The 20591-nt window shown below is 45.2% G+C and carries 21 protein-coding genes; 12 read left to right on the top strand and 9 right to left on the bottom strand.

All coding sequences use genetic code 11. The features are described from left to right. Positions 1–4: 4 nt before the first annotated feature. From ABTQ23_RS18685 to ABTQ23_RS18665, 5 genes are read right to left on the bottom strand one after another with little or no spacing between them, the layout of a single operon-like run. Entirely contained in the window at positions 5–313 is a 309-nt protein-coding gene (locus ABTQ23_RS18685) for an STAS domain-containing protein (protein ID WP_408617278.1), read from the bottom strand. Continuing rightward, entirely contained in the window at positions 306–989 is a 684-nt protein-coding gene (locus ABTQ23_RS18680) for an MlaC/ttg2D family ABC transporter substrate-binding protein (RefSeq protein WP_408617277.1), read from the bottom strand. The genes ABTQ23_RS18685 and ABTQ23_RS18680 overlap by 8 nt, the downstream gene beginning before the upstream one ends. Beyond that, on the bottom strand, positions 986–1471 hold the full coding sequence (gene mlaD, locus ABTQ23_RS18675; protein ID WP_408617276.1) for an outer membrane lipid asymmetry maintenance protein MlaD: 486 nt from the start codon (positions 1469–1471) through the stop codon (positions 986–988). Before mlaD ends, ABTQ23_RS18680 begins: the two co-directional genes overlap by 4 nt. A 3-nt stretch (positions 1472–1474) precedes the next feature. Then, entirely contained in the window at positions 1475–2254 is a 780-nt protein-coding gene (gene mlaE / locus ABTQ23_RS18670; protein WP_408617275.1) for a lipid asymmetry maintenance ABC transporter permease subunit MlaE, read from the bottom strand. Then, positions 2251–3045, bottom strand: a complete 795-nt coding sequence (locus tag ABTQ23_RS18665; RefSeq protein ID WP_408617274.1) for an ATP-binding cassette domain-containing protein — start codon at positions 3043–3045, stop codon at positions 2251–2253. Before ABTQ23_RS18665 ends, mlaE begins: the two co-directional genes overlap by 4 nt. A 142-nt stretch (positions 3046–3187) precedes the next feature. Here ABTQ23_RS18665 and ABTQ23_RS18660 point away from each other — a divergent pair, with 142 nt between their 5' ends. The 11 genes from ABTQ23_RS18660 to mgtE all read left to right on the top strand — a co-directional run bounded on the left by ABTQ23_RS18660 (position 3188) and on the right by mgtE (position 12265). Next, on the top strand, positions 3188–4177 hold the full coding sequence (locus tag ABTQ23_RS18660; RefSeq protein WP_408617273.1) for a calcium/sodium antiporter: 990 nt from the start codon (positions 3188–3190) through the stop codon (positions 4175–4177). A 24-nt stretch (positions 4178–4201) separates the two neighbouring features. Next, positions 4202–5170 (top strand): KpsF/GutQ family sugar-phosphate isomerase, encoded by a 969-nt coding sequence (locus tag ABTQ23_RS18655; protein WP_408617298.1) that lies wholly within the window; start codon positions 4202–4204, stop codon positions 5168–5170. Further along, positions 5170–5730, top strand: coding sequence for a 3-deoxy-manno-octulosonate-8-phosphatase KdsC (gene kdsC / locus ABTQ23_RS18650; protein WP_408617272.1), 561 nt, complete (start codon positions 5170–5172; stop codon positions 5728–5730). The genes ABTQ23_RS18655 and kdsC overlap by 1 nt, the downstream gene beginning before the upstream one ends. Next, on the top strand, positions 5727–6284 hold the full coding sequence (lptC, locus tag ABTQ23_RS18645) for an LPS export ABC transporter periplasmic protein LptC (protein WP_408617271.1): 558 nt from the start codon (positions 5727–5729) through the stop codon (positions 6282–6284). The genes kdsC and lptC overlap by 4 nt, the downstream gene beginning before the upstream one ends. After that, positions 6271–6783: a lipopolysaccharide transport periplasmic protein LptA gene (lptA, locus tag ABTQ23_RS18640; protein ID WP_408617270.1), complete on the top strand. Its 513-nt coding sequence runs from the start codon at positions 6271–6273 to the stop codon at positions 6781–6783. The genes lptC and lptA overlap by 14 nt, the downstream gene beginning before the upstream one ends. Positions 6784–6789: 6 nt before the next feature. Beyond that, positions 6790–7515 carry an LPS export ABC transporter ATP-binding protein gene (gene lptB, locus ABTQ23_RS18635; protein ID WP_408617269.1) on the top strand — a complete coding sequence of 242 codons (726 nt, stop codon included), beginning with the start codon at positions 6790–6792 and terminating at the stop codon, positions 7513–7515. 56 nt (positions 7516–7571) lie between these two features. After that, positions 7572–9047, top strand: coding sequence for an RNA polymerase factor sigma-54 (locus tag ABTQ23_RS18630; protein WP_408617268.1), 1476 nt, complete (start codon positions 7572–7574; stop codon positions 9045–9047). Between the two features lie 195 nt (positions 9048–9242). Next, positions 9243–9686 (top strand): PTS IIA-like nitrogen regulatory protein PtsN, encoded by a 444-nt coding sequence (gene ptsN / locus ABTQ23_RS18625; protein WP_408617297.1) that lies wholly within the window; start codon positions 9243–9245, stop codon positions 9684–9686. An 8-nt stretch (positions 9687–9694) separates the two neighbouring features. Continuing rightward, positions 9695–10579 (top strand): RNase adapter RapZ, encoded by an 885-nt coding sequence (gene rapZ / locus ABTQ23_RS18620; protein WP_408617267.1) that lies wholly within the window; start codon positions 9695–9697, stop codon positions 10577–10579. Beyond that, on the top strand, positions 10551–10823 hold the full coding sequence (locus tag ABTQ23_RS18615; protein WP_408617266.1) for an HPr family phosphocarrier protein: 273 nt from the start codon (positions 10551–10553) through the stop codon (positions 10821–10823). Before rapZ ends, ABTQ23_RS18615 begins: the two co-directional genes overlap by 29 nt. 65 nt (positions 10824–10888) lie before the next feature. Beyond that, a complete protein-coding gene (mgtE, locus tag ABTQ23_RS18610; protein WP_408617265.1) occupies positions 10889–12265 on the top strand; it encodes a magnesium transporter in 1377 nt (458 codons plus the stop codon). Between the two features lie 52 nt (positions 12266–12317). On the opposite strand, the gene pmbA is transcribed toward mgtE, so the two are convergent. Further along, positions 12318–13658, bottom strand: a complete 1341-nt coding sequence (gene pmbA, locus ABTQ23_RS18605) for a metalloprotease PmbA (RefSeq protein WP_408617264.1) — start codon at positions 13656–13658, stop codon at positions 12318–12320. A 150-nt stretch (positions 13659–13808) separates the two neighbouring features. Here pmbA and yjgA point away from each other — a divergent pair, with 150 nt between their 5' ends. Continuing rightward, positions 13809–14342 carry a ribosome biogenesis factor YjgA gene (gene yjgA, locus ABTQ23_RS18600; protein ID WP_408617263.1) on the top strand — a complete coding sequence of 178 codons (534 nt, stop codon included), beginning with the start codon at positions 13809–13811 and terminating at the stop codon, positions 14340–14342. A 36-nt stretch (positions 14343–14378) separates the two neighbouring features. Here the strand turns inward: yjgA and tldD are convergent, their stop codons facing one another. The 3 genes from tldD to ABTQ23_RS18585 are packed head-to-tail and all read right to left on the bottom strand — an operon-like array spanning position 14379 to position 20591. Further along, on the bottom strand, positions 14379–15824 hold the full coding sequence (gene tldD, locus ABTQ23_RS18595) for a metalloprotease TldD (RefSeq protein ID WP_408617262.1): 1446 nt from the start codon (positions 15822–15824) through the stop codon (positions 14379–14381). A 5-nt stretch (positions 15825–15829) separates the two neighbouring features. Continuing rightward, a complete protein-coding gene (locus tag ABTQ23_RS18590; protein WP_408617261.1) occupies positions 15830–16678 on the bottom strand; it encodes a carbon-nitrogen hydrolase family protein in 849 nt (282 codons plus the stop codon). Further along, positions 16665–20591 carry a YhdP family protein gene (locus ABTQ23_RS18585; protein WP_408617260.1) on the bottom strand — a complete coding sequence of 1309 codons (3927 nt, stop codon included), beginning with the start codon at positions 20589–20591 and terminating at the stop codon, positions 16665–16667. Before ABTQ23_RS18585 ends, ABTQ23_RS18590 begins: the two co-directional genes overlap by 14 nt.

Raw genomic sequence — 20591 nt, 5'->3', positions numbered from 1 at the left:
CTATTTACTCCGCGGTTAAACCGGCTTCGGATGAATGAACAAGGTAAGGCTCTAAACCATAGAGCGCTACCAAAGGTTTGATTGACTCAGGGCAATGACGAAGATTAATCTTTTGGCCGTCATGGCCACTTAATAGGGCGGTGATGATAGCGGCTAATCCGGCAGAGTCAATTTGTTCGATTTTTTCTAAATCAGCACAGTTAAATGATTCTTTGGATAAATCAACCCAAAGTTCTCTGACGGTGGCCATCGTCCAACGCCCCGCAAAGCTTAGGACTTGCTCATCTACCCTAGCAAAAGATCCACTAGCCATGGGCGGCGGCCTTACTTTGAGCCTGAGTCATCGTTTTATCTGCGTCAGCTTTGAGTTGACGGTTTTCCAGCATTTGAGAGACCGCATCAATGCCTTTTTTATTGATCAATCCACCGACTTCTGACTGATTAGTAGATAATAAACTAACCCCTTCGGCTATCATATCGAACGCCAACCATCCTTTGTCATCTTGCAAGTGACGGAATTTAAACTGCAGATTAATCGCTGGACCATCGGGTTGAATAATTTTAGCTGGAACAACCATCACCCGTTTGCCTTCGTATGGACGAGGCTGGGCAATTTCAATTTTCTGATGATCGTATTTACCCAGCGCTTGTGAGTAAGTATTGACCAAATAGGTATAAAAAGCCTGCACGAAACGTTCGCGCTGCTCTTTGGTGGTTTTTGGCAGATTATGGCCAATCACCATATAGGCGGCATAACGGTAGTCAATATATGGCATCACGTTATTAATAATAATTTCTCGAGCAGTTTGCTCATTGAGCTTGCCTTCACTGCTGAGTTTATTGAGTTTTGGAAACGTATGATCAACTACCGTTGTCATGGTTTTATACGGATCTTTTGTCGGCTGATTGGCAACAGGTTGCATTGCAAACGAACAAGCCGAAAACATAAAGGCCAAAACAGCAAATCCAATTAAGGGTATCTTTTTCATTGTTTATCTTTTCCTGAAGATGCGGAATAGAGGAATTGACCAATCAGGTCTTCGAGAATAATGGCGGATTTAGTATCGTCGATACTGCTACCATTATGAAGAATTTGTGGTTTTTCACCGGGCATATTAAATCCTGGACGTAAACCAATGTACTGCTCACCGAGCAATCCAGAAGTCAATATTCGAGCTGAACTGTTCGCCGGAAAATCACCAAATTTTTTGTAAAGACGAATGGTTACTTTCGGTTCAAATGTTTGCGCATTCAAGTTAATCGAATCAACACGCCCAACAACCACGCCACCAACTTTTACAGGTGAGCGAACTTTTAAACCACCAATATTGTCGAAATTGGCATAAACCACATAACTATCTCCATCGCTGACCAGATCGTTGTCAGCAATTCGCAGCGCCAATACTAAGATGGCGAGCAGCCCTAAGAGCAAAAAAACGCCTACGGCAAATTCTGTTTTATCTACTTTCATGAGTTAACTTCCGAACATGAGCGCTGTTAATATAAAATCCAAACCTAACACGACTAATGAGGCGTGAACCACACTGCGAGTGGTCGCCTGACTAATTCCCCGAGAAGTCGGTTTGGCATCATAACCGTTAAATAATGCAATCCAGCTGACGGCTATCGCAAATACAATACTTTTTAAAAATCCATTGCCGATATCAGATACTAAATCAACGTTAGCATGCATGATTGACCAGAAACTACCATCATCGACGCCCAACCAACGGACCCCGACTAAATATCCGCCCCAGATACCGACGACATTAAAGAGCATCGCCAACAACGGCATACTGATGACTCCGGCCCAAAAACGAGGAGCAATCACTCGTTTAAGCGGGTCAACCGCCATCATTTCCATCGAGCTTAACTGCTCAGTGGTTTTCATCAGCCCAATTTCAGCGGTCAGCGCCGAGCCTGCTCGACCGGCAAATAATAAGCCCGTTACAACAGGTCCTAATTCGCGCAGCAATGCTAAAGCAACTAACGGTCCTAAACTGGTTTCAGCACCAAACTTGACCAGAATATTATAGCCTTGCAACGCCAAGACCATACCGATAAACAAACCGGAGACCAAAATAATGATTAATGACTGCACACCTACTGGATAAATTTGCCGCCAAATATTACGCCACAGTTTAAGCTCGGGTTTAACCAAAACGGCCTGTGCGAGCATCATGCCGGCTCGACCGACGCCAGCTAAACCAGTCATTACCCCTGCCCCTAAACGGGCTATCGATTCAATGATCATGCTTTAAGAGACTCCAGATAAGGGGGTGCAGGATAATGAAATGCAGCCGGCCCGTCTGCTTGCCCCTGTAAAAATTGCTGCAGATGAGGATTATCACTTTGCCTGACACTGGCAACATCACCTTGCGCTAAGACTTTGCCTTGATCAATGACATAGACATAGTCTGCAATACTTAACACCTCTTCAACATCGTGGGAAACCACTATAGAGGTTAGTTTAAGGGCTTGATTAAGATTACTGATAAGCTTGATTAAAACCCCCATGGTAATCGGGTCTTGGCCGACAAAGGGTTCATCATACATAATCACGTCGGGCTCTAAAGCGATGGCGCGAGCCAAAGCAACGCGCCGGGCCATCCCACCAGAAAGATCGGACGGCATCAGCTCTGCGGCGCCGCGAAGTCCTACCGCTTCTAATTTCATTAACACCAGATTACGTAAAACAGTCTCTGGCAGATGAGCGTGTTCGCGCAGCGGAAAGGCAACATTGTCAAATACATTCAAATCCGTAAACAGTGCGCCACTTTGAAAAAGCATGCCCATCCGTTTACGCAACTGATATAAATTTGAGCGGCTCTGACGATGAATATTTTCACCCGCAAATAAAACTTCACCGCTATGAGGCTTGAGTTGCCCACCTAATAGCTTCAGCAGCGTGGTCTTACCTGTGCCACTGGGTCCCATCACCGCTGTTACTTTTCCCTGAGGGAAACTGAAATCAATCGAATCGAAAATCTTCCTATCCCCGCGGGAAAAGGTTAACCCCCTGACTTCAATAATATTTTCAGCCATAATGGCGATACCTAGTTGGTTATATCAAAGCAATTATTTTATGGGTACATCCAAGCTGACTCAAGCTAACTCTTCCCTTTTATTGCTAAAATACCGACAATGCAGCTTTTAATTATCATTTTTAATATAGGCTACACCATTCATGTGGATTGATATCATTGTTTTAATCGCCAGTTTCGCATGCCTTGTTTATAGTGCCGACCGCTTTGTTTTTGGCGCAGCAGCACTGGCCCGAAACCTCGGAATATCACCGATGGTGATTGGCCTGACGATTGTCGCAATGGGCTCTTCGGCACCAGAAATCATGGTATCGGCAACGGCCTCACTCAATGGTCAACTCAATACCGCTATTGGTAATGCCATTGGCTCAAACATCACAAATATTACACTGGTGCTAGGTGTCACGGCACTTATGCAACCCATATTAGTCGGTAAATCGAGCCTGCGCCGAGAAATGCCAGTCATGCTGCTAGCCACAGTCGTCACGGGTTATCTTTTAAGTGATAATTATCTGAGCTTTTTTGATGGGTATACGCTTATCACCCTGTTTGTCCTGATGATGGGATATCTGATTTGGCGCTCACAAAAGCAGCATCACCAACAACATTCATCAGCAACGGCAGATAAAACCGAAGATGATGAATTAATCGAGCAATATGAATCAGAAATTCCCAAGGAAGTCCCAACTACTAAAGCCCTATTTTGGTTGATTGTCGGACTCATCATTTTACCAATTAGCTCTGACTACTTGGTGGGAGCTGCGAGTAATATTGCTCGTTATCTGGGAATTAGTGAGCTGGTGATAGGTCTAACGATCATCGCCGTGGGCACCAGTCTGCCTGAGCTAGCTGCGTGTATAATTAGTGTCATTAAAAAAGAAAATGACATTGCTTTAGGCAATATTATCGGCTCCAATATTTTTAATTTATTAATCGTTCTGGCAGTTTGCGGTGTCTTAGCACCGGGCAAAGTTGATCCAGCAGCATTTGCACGAGATTACTGGTGGATGCTGGCCACAAGCGCCTCAATTGGGGTGTTAAGCTTGCTCGTTAAACCGCATCGATTAACGCGATGGGCTGGAGGATTGCTTTTGATCACCTTTATCAGCTACCAGCTCGTGCTATTTTTATAAGTCCAAATTTTTAATTAGGTCGTGATTGTGAGTTTCGATTATATAAAAACCGCCCAACGGGTCATTAATTTAGAAGCACAAGCGGTCAATGAGCTGCTAAGTCATTTAAATGAAGATTTTATCGCCATCTGTCGACAACTAGCGCAATGCCAGGGCAAGGTTATTGTCACAGGAATGGGTAAATCCGGGCACATTGGCCGCAAAATTGCGGCAACGCTTGCATCGACCGGAACACCTGCGTTTTTTGTTCATCCAGGCGAGGCTAGCCACGGCGACTTAGGCATGATTAGCCAAGGGGATCTGGTCTTTGCGCTATCAAACTCAGGCGAGTCTAGCGAGATATTAGCGCTCTACCCGGTGTTACAACATCGCCAAATTACCATTATTGCCATGACTAGCAATCCAGGCTCGTCAATGGCCCGCGGCGCTAATTTTCATCTGAATATTAATGTACGCCGTGAAGCCTGCCCATTAGGGCTTGCCCCCACAGCGAGTACAACCGCAGCATTGGTGATGGGCGATGCTATCGCTGTGACATTACTTGAAGAGCGCGGTTTCACTGCTAATGATTTTGCCCTCTCGCATCCAGGCGGAGCATTGGGTAAAAAATTGTTACTTAGCGTGCCGGATATTATGCTTACAGGCGAGGAAATCCCGCTCGTTGGTGTGGAACAAACCATCCGAGAAGCACTCTTAGAAATGAGCGAAAAAGGCTTAGGAATGACCGGCGTTATCGACTCTGTTGGGCGATTAGTCGGGCTATTTACCGACGGGGATTTACGCCGGATACTTGACCTTCGAGCCGATATCCACGAGACTGCCATCGGCACCGTGATGACCAAAGATCCTTATGTTATCGAAGCGGACTGGTTGGCGTTTGATGCTTTAAAATTTATGAAAGAAAAATCAATTAATGGATTGTTTGTCACTGACAAGCAAATCCCAATTGGAGCCTTTAACATGCATTCACTCTTGCAGGCTGGAGTCTATTGATGTCAGCAGATTTGGTAGCCACTCTATACGGGCAGGTGACTCGTGACGTATTTGATAGAGCAGCACAAATAGCTCTGCTGATTTGCGACGTGGATGGTGTTTTCTCCGATGGCCGGATTTATCTGGGAAATCAGGGCGAAGAGCTCAAAGCATTTCACACCCGTGATGGCTTTGGCATCAAAGCGATTATCCGCCATCAGATAGACGTTGCCGTGATCACTGGGCGACGCTCTGAGATTGTTGAAAATCGCATGAAGCAGCTGAATGTTCGTTATATTTTTCAAGGCCAAGAAAATAAACAAGAAGCCTTTACAAAACTTTTGACTCAAGCAGGTGTCAGCGCCAAGCAATGCGCTTATATTGGTGATGATGTAGTTGATTTACCAGTTATGCAGCAGGTAGGATTGGCTATCGCAGTGCATGATGCGCACCCATTAGTCAGTGCTAAAGCCGATTATCAAACATTTTTAAATGGTGGATACGGTGCGGTGCGCGAAGTATGCGATTTACTCCTGCAAGCTCACGGCCAACTCAATGATTTTACCGGGAGCAGCGTATGAAGGGGCAGAATTTAATTATTCTAGCACTGCTGGTTCTAGCGGGCGTGATTTGGGGATGGCGAAATCTGCACTCAGGTTCTGAGCAGCCCGATCAGACAGTGCAAACACCTGATTTTACGGCAAGTGGGCTATATAGTGTAAGTTATGATAAATTAGGTCAGGTACAGTATCGAGTCTATGCCGACCAGATGCAGTATTACGAAAAGAGCCAAGTTAGTACTTTTGATGCGCCGCGGATCTTGATTTATCCGGGTCCCCAAAAGCCTATTTGGCAGGTAGTGTCTAGAACAGCAAAAGCTTATAAACAAGAATTGGTGACTTTTCAAAAGGATGTGGTGGTCAAAAATTTAAGTAACGATGGCTATATTCAAGATCTATTGACCCCGCTGTTACACGTAGACTTAACGCAGCAGACGATGGACACAGACCGTAAGGTAACGGTTGTTGGTCCACAGTATGAGCAAACTGGAATAGGTATGCATGGCAGTCTCACCACGGAAGTTGTGAACTTACATCAGGACATAAACGCGGTATATCATAATGAACAAAATTAATTCAATAGCCTTCGTCGTATTATTAGCGCTAAGTGCATCAACACAGGCTCTAGAATCAGACTATAGTCAGAAAATAGTCGTGAATGCCGATCAACAAAAAGTTGATATTAAACAAAATAAAGTAACGTTTTTTCATAACGTTACAGTGACGCAAGGTTCCATTAAACTCACCGCAGATAAAGTGACAGTTTATGGCACTGGCGAAAAAGGCAGTGAAGTGATGGTTGCCGATGGCCGACCTGCTAAATTTCAGCAAAAAATGGATGATGGCCGATTGATGAAAGGTCACGCGAACCATCTTCGTTATGAGCTTAAATCACGGATTGTCACACTCACTGACAATGCTCAACTGCAACAGCAGGAAAGCCTCGTCAAAGGCGATACAATCCGCTATAACATCAAATCACAAGAAATGGTGGCAGATGGTGGCAAGCAGGGTCATGTCACTACTATTTTCGAGCCACAGCAGCTCCAACAGAACAAAAAAGAGCAGAAGTAATTATTTATGGCATTGCTGAAAGCAGAGAATCTGGCCAAAAGTTATAAGAAGCGACAAGTCGTAAAAAATGTCAGTTTAGAAGTTGAAACTGGTCAAATTGTCGGCTTGTTAGGCCCTAACGGCGCGGGAAAAACCACAACCTTTTACATGGTTGTAGGGTTAGTTGCGCGTGACGAAGGCCGGATTAGTATCGATGAGCAAGATATTACGCTCAAAGCAATGCACTCCAGAGCGCGAATGGGTATTGGTTATCTTCCCCAAGAAGCCTCTATTTTTCGCACCTTGTCGGTTGAAGATAATATTATGGCGGTGCTTGAAACACGCAAAGAGCTCGACCGAGGTGCCAGACAACTAGTACTTGACGAATTGCTCGATGAATTTCACATTGGACATATTCGCAAAAGTTTAGGACAGAGTTTATCCGGTGGTGAAAGACGCCGTGCAGAAATTGCCCGAGCATTGGCCGCTGGACCCAAGTTTATTCTGCTCGACGAACCGTTTGCAGGTGTTGACCCAATTTCGGTGATTGATATAAAAAAGATTATCGAGCATTTACGTGACCGAGGGTTAGGTGTGTTAATCACCGACCATAATGTTCGAGAAACATTGGATGTTTGCGAACATGCATATATCGTCAGTCAGGGAGAGCTTATTGCATCAGGAACCCCAGAACAAGTTCTGGCTAATGACCACGTTAAGAAAGTCTATTTGGGTGAACAATTTAAGTTATAGCTGGGGTTCGTAAAACCTAATTTAAGGCTGAAAATAAAAAGGGATCAGATTCGTTAATGAAAGCCGCTTTGCAGTTACGTCTCGGTCAGCAACTGACCATGACGCCACAGTTACAACAAGCCATCAGGCTTTTACAATTATCGACATTGGACTTACAACAAGAAATCCAAGAGGCGCTCGACGCCAATCCACTATTAGAAACAGCCGAGGAAGATAATACCGGAAACGACAGTAGCAGTGATGATAACCTGCAAGAACAGGAACCAACAGTTACCGTAACCGATTCAAGCCAAGTCGAAACCAGTGATGCGATAACCAATGAGCGAGTCAGTGATGACCTTCCGGTTGATTCGACTTGGGATGAAATCTACAGTGCCTCTTCAGCGCCTGCTGCGCCTTTGCCTGATGACAATGAACATATCTATCAAGGTGAAACCACTGAATCACTTAAAGAGCACCTGTTATGGCAGATGCGTTTAACCCCTTTTAGTGACACCGACCAAGTAATAGCACTAGCAATTATCGATGCCGTTGATGAGTCAGGCTATTTAACCCAAAGTGGCGAACAGTTACTTGATGGCCTAAATAGCGATGATGACCAAGAACTATCGCTTGAAGAAGTAGAAGCGGTTATCAAACGGATTCAGCATTTTGACCCTCTTGGGGTTGCCTCAAGGACACTTCAAGAATGCCTGCTTTTGCAACTTGAACAGTTCGATAGCCAAATTCCATGGCTTGCTGAAGCTAAATTAATTGTCAGTGAATACATTGAGTTGCTTGGAAATCGGGATTATCGAACGCTATCACGCAAAACCAAGCTAAAAGAATCACAGCTGGCTGAGATTATGCGTTTAATTCAAAGTCTCGATCCCAGACCTGGCAGCAATATCAATCCATCGCAGGCTGAGTACGTGATTCCGGATGTCTCAGTGAGTAAAAAAATGGGGCACTGGGTCGTTGAGCTAAACCCTGATGCGGTACCTAAATTACGGGTGAATGCCCAGTATGCTGCGCTCAGCCGCCAGTCACGAAATAGTGATGATAGTCAGTTTATCCGCTCCCATTTACAAGAAGCGAAGTGGTTTATTAAAAGCTTAGAAAGTCGCAATGAAACACTTTTAAAAGTGGCGCGTTGTATCGTCAGCCATCAGCAAGCGTTCTTTGAATATGGCGATGAAGCCATGAAACCAATGGTGCTCAATGATGTGGCCGAAGCAGTTGAGATGCATGAATCAACCATCTCTAGGGTGACGACACAAAAATATATGCACACCCCTCGCGGCATTTATGAGCTAAAATATTTCTTTTCCAGCCATGTAAGTACTGAAGGAGGTGGCGAATGTTCATCCACAGCAATTCGAGCCTTGATCAAAAAATTGGTTGCCGCCGAAAACCCAGCTAAACCGCTCAGTGACAGTAAAATTGCAGATGTATTAGCCGACCAGGGAATTAAAGTTGCACGGCGTACCATTGCCAAATACCGTGAATCTTTATCAATTCCACCTTCCAATCAGCGCAAGAGCCTGATATAAAGGCCGGCCATTAGATGAGTGAGTTAGTTCATATTATCGATTTTATTCGATGAATTAATTTGCTCAACTCATACACAAAGCATGCAGGTTTTCTATAAATAAAGATAAAGCCTCAAAGGCATGGACAACAATCTAATATGAATAGAAACGTTCAACAAAGAAAACCTCGTGCATCAGGTAATAGACATTCATGTTATGCAACTGACTCAAGTTCTAAGTAAAGATTGCACACGCCGCGTAGACGCGTGTCAGTCCAAAAAACGGGCTCTGGAGATCATAAGTGAACTCGCAGCCGAAAGACTTGGGGTCTCGGAAAAAGAGATCTTTGATAGTTTATTTAACCGGGAAAAACTAGGCAGTACTGGCATTGGACAAGGTATCGCCATTCCCCATGGCCGCGTGGAAAATAATTTACCACCGACAGCGGTATTTATTCGCTGCGATCAACCCATTGGCTATGATTCTATCGATAAACAGCCCGTTGACTTATTGTTCGCGCTTATCGTGCCTGAAGAAGAGAATAAACAGTATTTGCAAATATTAGCCGCGGCGGCAGAAAAACTACATAACAAACAGATTTGTAAAAGCCTTCGCCAGGCTGAAAGTGATGAACAGATGTATCAAATCATCACATCTTAGGGGGTAAGATGGAGTTCTTTATCGTGAGTGGGCGCTCTGGCTCGGGTAAAACCATTGCGCTTAGAGTGCTCGAAGACCAGGGGTTTTATTGTGTCGATAACTTGCCTCTTGAACTGCTTCCTCAGCTACCTAAAACACTTGCGGGTCACTATCCAAAAGCGGCCGTCAGTATTGATGTGCGAAATTTGCCGGACAATGTCGAAAAGCTCAAAGAGATCATGTCGCAATTTCGCTCGCAGGTTGAGCTCACAAGTTTGTTCGTTGATGCCGATGACTCCACACTGATTCGTCGTTATAGCGAAACACGCCGGCTTCATCCGCTCAATAAAACGCATCACTCTTTAGCCGATGCAATCTCAGCTGAATCAACTTTACTTGAACCATTAGCTAGCAAAGCAGACTTACATATTGATACCAGTAAGCTGTCGATTCATCAGCTTAGGGAGCAGCTAACAGAGAGAGTGTTAGGTAAACCAAATCAAGAGCTAGTATTAGTTTTTAAATCATTTGGTTTTAAATATGGGCTTCCTCAGGATGCTGATTATGTTTTCGATGTTCGGTTTTTGCCCAATCCTTATTGGCATGATGAACTGCGCCCATATACCGGCCTTGACTTACCGATTCAACGTTTTTTTGGCCAGCAACCAGAGGTTCGAGAACTGATCTGGCAATTAGAAAGCCTGCTAAGTAGTTGGTTGCCCCATTTAGAACGCAATAGCCGAGCTTATGTCACCGTTGCCTTAGGCTGCACGGGTGGTAAACACCGCTCGGTCTATGTCGCTGAGCAACTGAGTGAGTTTTTCTCCAATCAGTATCATGTTCAGACTCAACATCTCAACCTTGAACAAAAGGCGCAGCAAGCAGATGAAACTAAGAGCCCAGCTAACCATTGAAAATAAACTCGGACTGCATGCTAGAGCTGCGATTAAGCTCGTTGAACTGGCAGCCAAGTACGACTCAGAAGTTTTATTTATTACTGATAAAAAGCAAGCTTCAGCGGCAAGCGTGCTAGGATTGTTGCTGCTTGAGCGCTCCCAAGGTGAGCAAATTACAGTCCAGTGTGAAGGCCCAGATGCCGAGCAAGCATTTGCCGCCATCAAAGCTCTTATCGAAGCTCGCTTTGATGAGCAAGAATAATCATCTTTAGCCTCAAATAAGTATAAACTAATCGGCATTCACCTTAGCTTAAGAGCAGATCACTTATGTCTGAGCGGGAAAATCATCATAGCCAACACCAACGGATACTGGAACTTAACCGTGCTTTAAACGACGGAATGTTCGTTCACGTGCGCCGCATGCTCGCCCAGATGCCCGCGTGTGATGTGGCATTGTTGCTGCAATCAACGCCTGTTGCTGGGCGTAAAATTCTCTGGCAATTAACCGACCCTGAGCAACAGGGTGAGATCCTTGAAGAACTCAATGAAGATGCCATGGAAAGCATCCTCAAAATGATGGATCCGGAAAACTTAGCTGCGGCAACGGAGGGGATGGATATTGACGATCTTTCCTATGTATTGCGCAGTCTGCCAGCAGATATCTATCAGCAAGTTCTAGAACAGATGGACAGCGAAGAGCGTCACCGCGTTGAGATGGCGCTGGCTTACCCGGAAGATACCGCCGGGAGCCTGATGAACAACGATACCATTGCGCTGCGTCCGGATATTTCAGTCGATGTGGTATTACGTTATTTACGCCTTCGCGGTGAGTTGCCAGAGGCAACCGATGCATTATTTGTGGTCGATAAAGACAATAAATACTTAGGTGATATTTCGCTATCGCGTTTAATTACGGTCGATCCCAAAGAAGAGGTTGCAGCCATTATGGGAAAGCGTCCAGAGCGGATTATCCCGGTCTCGATGCATGAAGCCCAAGTCGCCCAGCTGTTTGAACGTCATGACTGGATTTCAGCTCCCGTGGTTGACCCCGACGGCAAGCTAGTCGGGCGAATCACCATTGATGATGTTGTCGATATTATCCGAGAAGATGCCGAACACTCAATGATGGGGATGGCCGGGGTTGATGACGATGAAGATACCTTTGCGCCGATTTGGCAAAGTACGCGTGGCCGCACCTTGTGGTTAGCGATTAACTTGCTGACCGCACTAATGGCAGCCTCAATCAGCAACTTATTTGAAAACACGCTGGCCCAAATGGCCACTTTAGCGGTGTTAATGACGATTGTACCAAGTCAGGGTGGCATTGCTGGCACTCAAACGCTGGCGGTGGTCATTCGAGGGCTGGCCGTTGGCCATATTGGCGAGAGTAATACCCGTTGGCTTATTCTTAAAGAGGTCGCCATCGGTGCACTCAATGGCATCATTTGGGCGGTGATAATCGCGCTGGTTGTGACTATCTGGAAGGACAGTATTCAGTTGGGATTAATCAGTGCCGCCGCCATGTTTGCAGATCTATTTATGGCAGGTTTAGCAGGCGTTTGTATTCCGCTGGTGATGAAAAAAATCCATATCGATCCAGCTCTGGCCGGAGGGATGGTACTCACAACCGTCACCGATACTGTTGGTCTATTCGCCTTTTTAGGCATTGCAACAGTTTTGCTAAATCATCACATCGCCATTTGAAGCTTAATAAAAAACCGGCAGTTAGCCGGTTTTTTTAATCAATGAATCGACATTAATTCCCAGCAATTTTCATCGAGTCAATTAGAATTGAACCGGTTCGAATCGCGTGAGTTGGGTCAATATCATTGCCAATAGCGACAATATTTTGGAACATATCTTTAAGATTGCCAGCAATGGTGATTTCATGAACTGGATAAGCAATTTCACCGTTTTCAACCCAAAATCCAGCCGCGCCTCGAGAATAATCACCGGTGACAATATTAACGCCCTGGCCCATTAATTCGGTGACCAGCAGACCTGTACCCATCTGTTTAATCAGCTCTTGCTGGCTTAGTGAAGAGTTCGTTACCAGCCAGTTATGAATGCCACCAGCATGTCCTGTTGGCTGCATGGCCATTTTTCGGGCGGCATAACTGGTCAGCAAGTAAGTTTGCAAAACCCCATCGGTAATAATGTCTCGAGAGCGCGTTTGCACCCCTTCATTATCAAATGGACTACTGCCCAGTGCTTTTTTAAGCCAAGGATCTTCGTGAATCGTTAACCATTTAGGAAAGAGTGTTTGCCCTAATGAATCGAGTAAAAATGATGACCGCCGATAGAGGTTCCCGCCACTAATCGCCATGACAAAATGTCCTAACAAGCCACTGGAAACATTTTTATCGAATATAACAGGCACCTGACAGGTATTAATCTTGCGGCTATTTAAGCGGCTTAACGTCTTTTCAACGGCTTCATCAGCAACGGATTGCGCTGAACGCAGATCGTTATAATCAATCGCGACGCTATAGGCATAATCGCGTTGCATCTGCTCTTCGCCAGCGATTAAAACACAACTTAAACTATGACGACTCGTTGGATAGCCCTCAATAAAGCCATGGGTGTTGCCATACACCCGAACCCCATAATGGCTATTAACACTCGCACCATCGCTCGCCTTGATCCCTTTGTGAGTCAGGGCGATTTTTTCACATTCACTGGCCAAATCGACAAATCGTTGTGGTTCTAGCTCAGTTGGATGAAAGAGATCTAAATCAGGGATCTCGGTTGCCATAAGCTCTTTAGGGGCAAGGCCTGCAGCTGGATCAGCAGAAGTAACGTCACTGATGTCAACGGCTGCTTTTACACTTCGGCTAATCGCCTCTTTGCTAAGGTCAGAGGTTGAAGCGTTGCCCTTTTGCTGTCCCTGATAGACGGCAATACCTAAGGCTCCATCACGATTAAATTCGAGGGTTTCCACCTCACAAGAGCGCGTTGAGACCGAAATACCAGTCTGTTTGGAGATAGAGACCTCAGCGGCACTAGCTCCAAAACGTTTTGCTTCATCTAATGCAAACTCAACGGCTTGTTTTAACTGAGTTAATTCTTTATCCATGGACTGCTGAATTGATGACATATCCAACCTTATATCTACGCGTATTACTCTTAAGCATAACAAATTGAAACACGTTATTGTTAGCTCACCAGCTAAAGAGCAGTAAAGCCTGCCCATCCGCTTCTATTTCTTGATAAACTTATACTATGTACTTTTAAACGATAATTTCTTATGAACGAGCCAAACCAAGAGCGCCAAGATGACGAACAGTGGGTCAGCAAAACGCAGCTCAAGCATGAAGCCCAGCAACTGAAACAGCTTGGCCAGCAAATCTGCGAATTAAAACCGACCTTTTTAGCCACGGTGCCCATTAGTGAATCGATGATTGAGGCAGTCGCGCTAGCCAAACGATTAACAGGCAAACGAGAAGCCTATCGACGCCATATGAACTACATTGGCAAGCTCATGCGCACTGAAAATATTGAAGCAATTGAGCAGGCGATGGAAAAAATTAAAAATCGCCACCTTTATGCCCAGCAACATCATCATAAGCTAGAACAAGTTGCTATTGAGCTGCTCGAATCAGAGCAAAGCGATGATCTCATCCAGCAACTTCTAGAACAGTACCCATCACTCGATAGGCAAAAGCTCAGACAACAAGTGCGAAGTGCAAAACGCCAAACACAACAATCGCCAGAGCAACCTATTGATAAGTTTGCCAAAGAACTGCAGAGCTATCTAGGCGAACATATTCACCGTGATTAGCTTTTATAGATTGGGCTTTAGCCCAATCTATAATCTTTATGCCGTTCCGCCTACGGTCAACTCGTCTAATTTCAATGTCGGCTGGCCGACGCCCACCGGGACGCTCTGACCATCTTTACCACAAATGCCAACCCCTGCGTCCAAATCGAGATCATTACCGACCATGGAAACTTTAGCCATCGCCTGTGGACCGTTGCCGATGAGCGTAGCACCTTTAATTGGTGCAGTTATTTTTCCATCCTCAATGAGGTACGCTTCGGAGGCAGAAAACACAAATTTACCCGAGGTGATATCAACCTGCCCGCCACCGAAGTTTGGTGCGTAAATACCGCGTTTCACCGAGGCAATCATCTCTTCTTTTTCTGATTCGCCTGGCAACATATAGGTGTTGGTCATCCGAGGCATAGGCACATTGGCATAAGATTCACGCCGTCCGTTACCGGTCGGAGCAACCCCCATCAATCGAGCATTGAGTTTATCTTGCATATAGCCTTTAAGAACGCCATTTTCGATCAGCACATTATACTGCGAAGGCGTTCCCTCATCGTCAATCGTTAACGAACCACGGCGATTAGCAATCGTGCCATCATCGACAATCGTACATAAACTTGAAGCGACCTGCTCACCAATTCGGCCACTAAAGGCTGATGAACCTTTGCGATTAAAATCCCCTTCTAGGCCATGGCCAACGGCTTCGTGCAGTAACACGCCTGGCCAGCCAGCACCTAGCACCACCGGCATCATGCCTGCTGGAGCATCAACCGCTTCAAGATTGACTAAGGCCTGACGAACTGCTTCACGAACATACTTCATCGCTCGCTCTTGGCCTTCATCAAGCTCTAAAAAGTATTGATAATCAAATCGCCCGCCACCGCCGGCGCTACCCCGCTCACGGCGACCACCTCGTTCAGCTAAGACGCTGCAATTAAAGCGCACTAATGGGCGAATATCACTAGCCAGCGTGCCATCTAAGGCCGCGACTAAAACTTCTTCGTACACGCCGCTTAAGCTGACAATCACCTGCGTAATCGCAGGGTCCAAACTGCGGGCAAATTTATCAGCCCGTTGCAACAGTGCAATTTTTTCAAGTTTATCCAGACTCTGAATTGGATTTTGCGAACTATAAAGCGCTTTGGCTGGCGCTGATGGGGCAATTTTCACTCGGCCTTCGCCCTGGCTTCGACTAATCCCGCGGGCAGCCTGGCAAGCCTTTTCCAGCGATGAAAAATTAATATCATCAGAGTACGCAAATCCTGTTTTATCACCAGAGATTGAACGCACACCTACGCCTTGCTCGATATTAAAGCTACCATCTTTGACAATGCCATCTTCTAGAACCCAAGATTCATGGCGGCTATGCTGAAAATACAAATCACCCTGGTCAATATCAGGGCCGCCTAAAATAGCCAGAGCTTGATTTAATGATGAAAGATCAAGCCCAGCAGGCACCAATAACGATTGATTAACTTGTTCAAAAGACATCGTAATTATTTACTCCAGCTGATAGTCAGGTGGGAATGTGGTTTGACGGGCATCCGTGCGCGTAAAGAATGCACCTGTTGATTATCAAACTTACCATAACAGATCCCGCTTTGTTGCTCTAGCTGAGCAATCACAGTTCCCCATGGGTCAATAATACAGGAATGGCCCCAACTATGGCGAATTTCATCATGTTGGCCACATTGCGCGGCGGCAACAACATAACATTGATTTTCGATGGCCCGCGCTTTGAGAAGAGTCAGCCAATGCGCTTGACCAGTTAATTGGGTAAATGCCGCTGGCACCATTAAAATTTCGCAGCCTTGGCTGGCCAGCCAATGATAAAGATAACTGAAACGCAAATCAAAACAGATAGATAAGCCAATTTTAGTCTGTTGATGGGTAAACCATTTAGGCTTATTGCCAGCGATAAATCGCGATGACTCCCGATAAGCACCCACATTATCGGCTAAATCGACATCAAATAGGTGCATCTTGTGGTAATGGCTAATGTAACGACCAAAGCAATCAAACACTAATGTACTGGCACGGCAACGTTTTTGGCCGCTGACTTTAGTCGGCAAACTGCCAGCAATTAAGGTAATTTGATACTGTTTAGCTAATTTGCCCAGCCACTGTTGAATCGGCCCTTCGCCAGGTTTTTCGGCAATTTTAGAATAATTAGCACCAGCACCTAGATACGCAAAGTTCTCAGGTAGTAATAACACATCGCCAGGTTTGGGAGGGTTTGTTGCAAGTAACCGCTCGACTTCACTCTGATTTGCCACCACATCTAAAGTGCTGGTCATCTGCAATGCTCCCAGACGCCAGCTTACATCATGATTAATTTGAGCCATCGGGTCTACCTTGTAAATTTACCGGAACTTTAATTTTATGTTTTTCGCGTTTTACTTCGATAAGCTTAGGATGATCAATATCGCCTGTAACATCAAAATCCACCTGCGTTATCACATCAATCACCGGTTCAAGCAACTTCGATAATGCCAATACCGCAGCCCCGGTCACTGGAGTGACAGCGAATGCCGCTAAAACAGGTAGACTGGAGGTGATTTTTGGAGAAAAGCTCAGATGATAATTAACCTTGCCCGTCACCAAATCTAATTCACCATGACCATGCAGTACCCCAGCGACAGCATCCATGTAATAGTCATCGTTTTTCAGCACCCCATTGGTAATCGTCGCAGATGCTTTCGCAGAATTAAAATATAGACCTTTATCAAAGATATCTCGAAAATCTAATTTTAAACGCCGCCGCAATGTATCCAAACTGGCGAGGGTAAATAATCGCGCGCCCTTATCGCTAACATCAGTTAATACCCCTTCACCAGCTTTCCATTTAATCTGGCCATTTAAGGTTTTTTTATCCAATTGGTAAGGGAGTCCAAGCCAACGCAAGGCAAATGAACCATCAACAGGGGTCTGTTCCAGCTCTTTAGCAACGCCTAGTGAGGTTAAAAATTTTCCGCTATCTTTGGTTTTAAATGTTCCTTTATAAAAGCTCGTCATGCCTCCAGGGCCTGGTAGCCAGTTAACAGTGGCATCCAGTTTCATATCACCTGCGCCACGCATTTTAATCTGGCCATTTTTCATCTGACCATTGGCAAATGGCAAAACTGCACTCAGTTGCCCAAGCTGATATTGACCAACCTGACAGCTCTGGCAATCAAGCTCCACAGGCATTGGTGTTGTTGTTTTTTCTTTGGTTTTAATCTTTTTATCTTTGCCCGATGCCGTATCAAGTAGCGATTTAACGGCCTTAAGATCTAATTTTGCCAGCATTGCTTTAGCAATATTCAACCGCAACGGGTTGGCCACCGTTGGATTAACTGGCGCAATCAAAGAACCATTGAGTTGCTCACTGTTGACTTTCCACACGTGGCCAGCTTGCTGATAATCCAATTGCACATGATCAAGTGGCTGAGAAAAGGCATCAATTTGGCGAGCCAAGATATGAATCGACTGCAAATCAGGCAATAAAGAGCGACTCTGCGCCGTTTTATTCTCTGGCGCTTTTGTTTTAGATGCGCTCTTAGAGGCCGAAGCAACCATCGGTAAAATATAATCAAGCCATGGTTTTAAGCGAGTCTTATCAATATCGGCGTTGATGACAGCGCCCTGTTCGGGCAGTTGCTCAGAGAGCTGAGGTAAGCTCTGGGCATTTGCTATATTCAAGCGTAATTGGTCAAGATGAAACGGATTATAAAGATAGTGGAAACGACTATCTAATCGGTCTTCAATAGTGATAGTACCGCTGCCATTTTGCTCATCACCACTCACATACAGTGTGGTCGGCCATGATTGATTGGCTGATTTTTCAAGTGGCTCAGCCAGCGCTAATTTTAACTGGGCCAGTTGGGAGGAAAATTTTGCATTGTAGTGAAAAGCACTGTCTTTTAAGAATGCAATATTCACCTTCCCCTGCCAGTTAAGCTGGCCAGAGGCTGGTTTTAGCCAATCGGGATTCGATAGTTTGCGCGCAAAGGAGCGCATGTCCCAATTGCCACTTAAACCGATACCTAATTGATATTTAGATGCATCGACTTGCTCACTATTAATATCAATAGAAAGTGGCTGAGCTAACCACTGAGCCGTTAGATTGTGCGCATTAAGGTTACCTTGCACAAAAGACAAGCGGCCATTTAGCGCACTTAAATTCATCTGCATGGTTTTAACCTGCATTGCTGCATCTTCAAAGTCCGCATAGCCGGCAACTTTCACTTGTTGACCATTTAGTGGAATATCTAATAGCAGCTGGCCACTTAGCGTCCCGGAACTCATAGGCAGTTGTTGCATGGTTGAAACCAAACTGGTGACAGGAGATTTTTCTAGTAGCTGGTGAACACTTTTTAAATCCGAATGGCTCAATTGGGCTTGCAGTTGAACTTTCCCTTGAGAATTCATTTTTTCAATCGCCGCATCGATGTGCTTAACGGGGATCCCCGCAATTTGAGCGCGATCGCTTGCCATATGCAATGAATCCCCCTGGAATAACAGATTCAAGTCCATATCTGTTAATGCAGGCCAGTTCGGCTGAAATTTAAAACGGCTGTGGCGAAGTGGCACATAGACCTGAAAAATCCCTTGATGAGCGCGATATGGAAAGTGGTTAATTCGCCCAAACCACAACAATTGCGCATCTTTCGCAGCACCAGAGAGAATTGAGCCTTTGAGGTAATTGGCAACTTTCTCAGGCATCAATGGATGAGGATAAAAATGATGAGCTTTGCCCGCATCAGGCAACGTCAATTTAGAGCTTAAGCTCAACCAAGGACTGGGATTACCAGATTGCCAACTTAAACTTCCCAAAGCATGTACATTGAGCCAAGGGCTGTCCATCACAAGGCTATTAAAGGCCACATCAGTGCCTTGCTTATCCCATGAAACTTGCCCGTTTGCTGATAAGGATTCGATTGGCCAACTTTTATCGAAGCTATCTTGAAAAGCTATGTTCGAGCGACCTAAACCCAAGGAAAAATTAAGATGCTGCTGATTGCCTGTGATATCTGCCGATAATTCGCTCACCCCAGGCCAATTAGCTGTTGCTTGAGTGGTTAAACCAACAATCTTCGCACGATAATTAACCTGCCCACTACGCCAGTTATAACCGGTTCGAATATCTTGCAATTGCCCCGCTTTGACTTTTGCCAACGCTATGGGTTTTTGCCAAGGCAATAAAGAGATTAAAGGTTGCACTTGCCCAATCGGGAGCCGATTGATATACCACTGTTGTGTTTGGCCATTCAATGCGCCTTGAACCGTGATATTGCCCCAAGACTTACCATCCGTTTTTAATGTCAGCTCACTGCTATCGACTTTAAAATAATCGCCTTTATCACGTAGCGTGAATTGGCCTTTTTCAAGGCTGAGTTGATGGTCGCTCCCCTGCGGACTTTGCCAATTTAACGTACTGGGCTGCCATTGCCACTGCCAAAGAGATGGCTGTTTACCACCAAATTTTCCCCAAAGCTTGAAGTTAAGATCGGTATTAAATTTCTTCAGCTCACTCACGTTGAGTAAATGGCCGACTCGAGAAAGCTGAATATGCTCCCCTTGAGCATAAAACTGCCCAGGAATATCCAGTAGCTGATGACTCCCATCGCTATTATCAAGCTTTAAGGCAAAGTGAATGGTACTGGTAGATTCGCCGAAATGAGGCAGATAAGCATCCCCTTCGCCTTGATGAAGATTCTCTTTGTTTCGCCAGTACATTGATTTAATGTACATTTTATGAGCTTGATGATGCTCAGCTAGAAAACTGATTTGGGCATTTCGAATCTGGAAATGGTCCAATTGATGCAAAAACAGATTCGCAAACGTCTTAGCGACACTCATATCGACGGGATTGGTGCTGTTATCAGAACTGCTGCGCTCAAGCCATGGTAACGTTGCGTTGACATCATTGAGCTGAATGTTGCGAAAGACTAAATGTCCCTCTCGAATCGAATCGATTAGATTAAAATCAAGAAGGATAGAACCAGTTTCAAGCTGATAATGGCTTGAATGTTGCGGGGTAAAACGGACATCTTTTAAAATTAGAACGGGCCGAAATTGCTCTAGTGATGCACTGAGGCTACCAATATGCAGTTGCTGGGCCGAGTAGCCAGTCAGCCACTGCGTCATCTCATCGCGAAAATCGTTGGCGTAGATGAAAAAACCGCGTAAAACGCTCAGCAATACCGCAGCGATAATAATGACAACCGCTAACGTTAACCAACAGTGGTGAGCAATTCTGCGCAGTAATGGCACCAT

Source organism: Celerinatantimonas sediminis (genome assembly GCF_046054195.1).
Taxonomy (GTDB): Bacteria; Pseudomonadota; Gammaproteobacteria; order Enterobacterales; family Celerinatantimonadaceae; genus Celerinatantimonas.
Note: the sequence above shows the minus strand (reverse complement) of the source record. Positions and strands in the feature narration are given on the sequence as shown.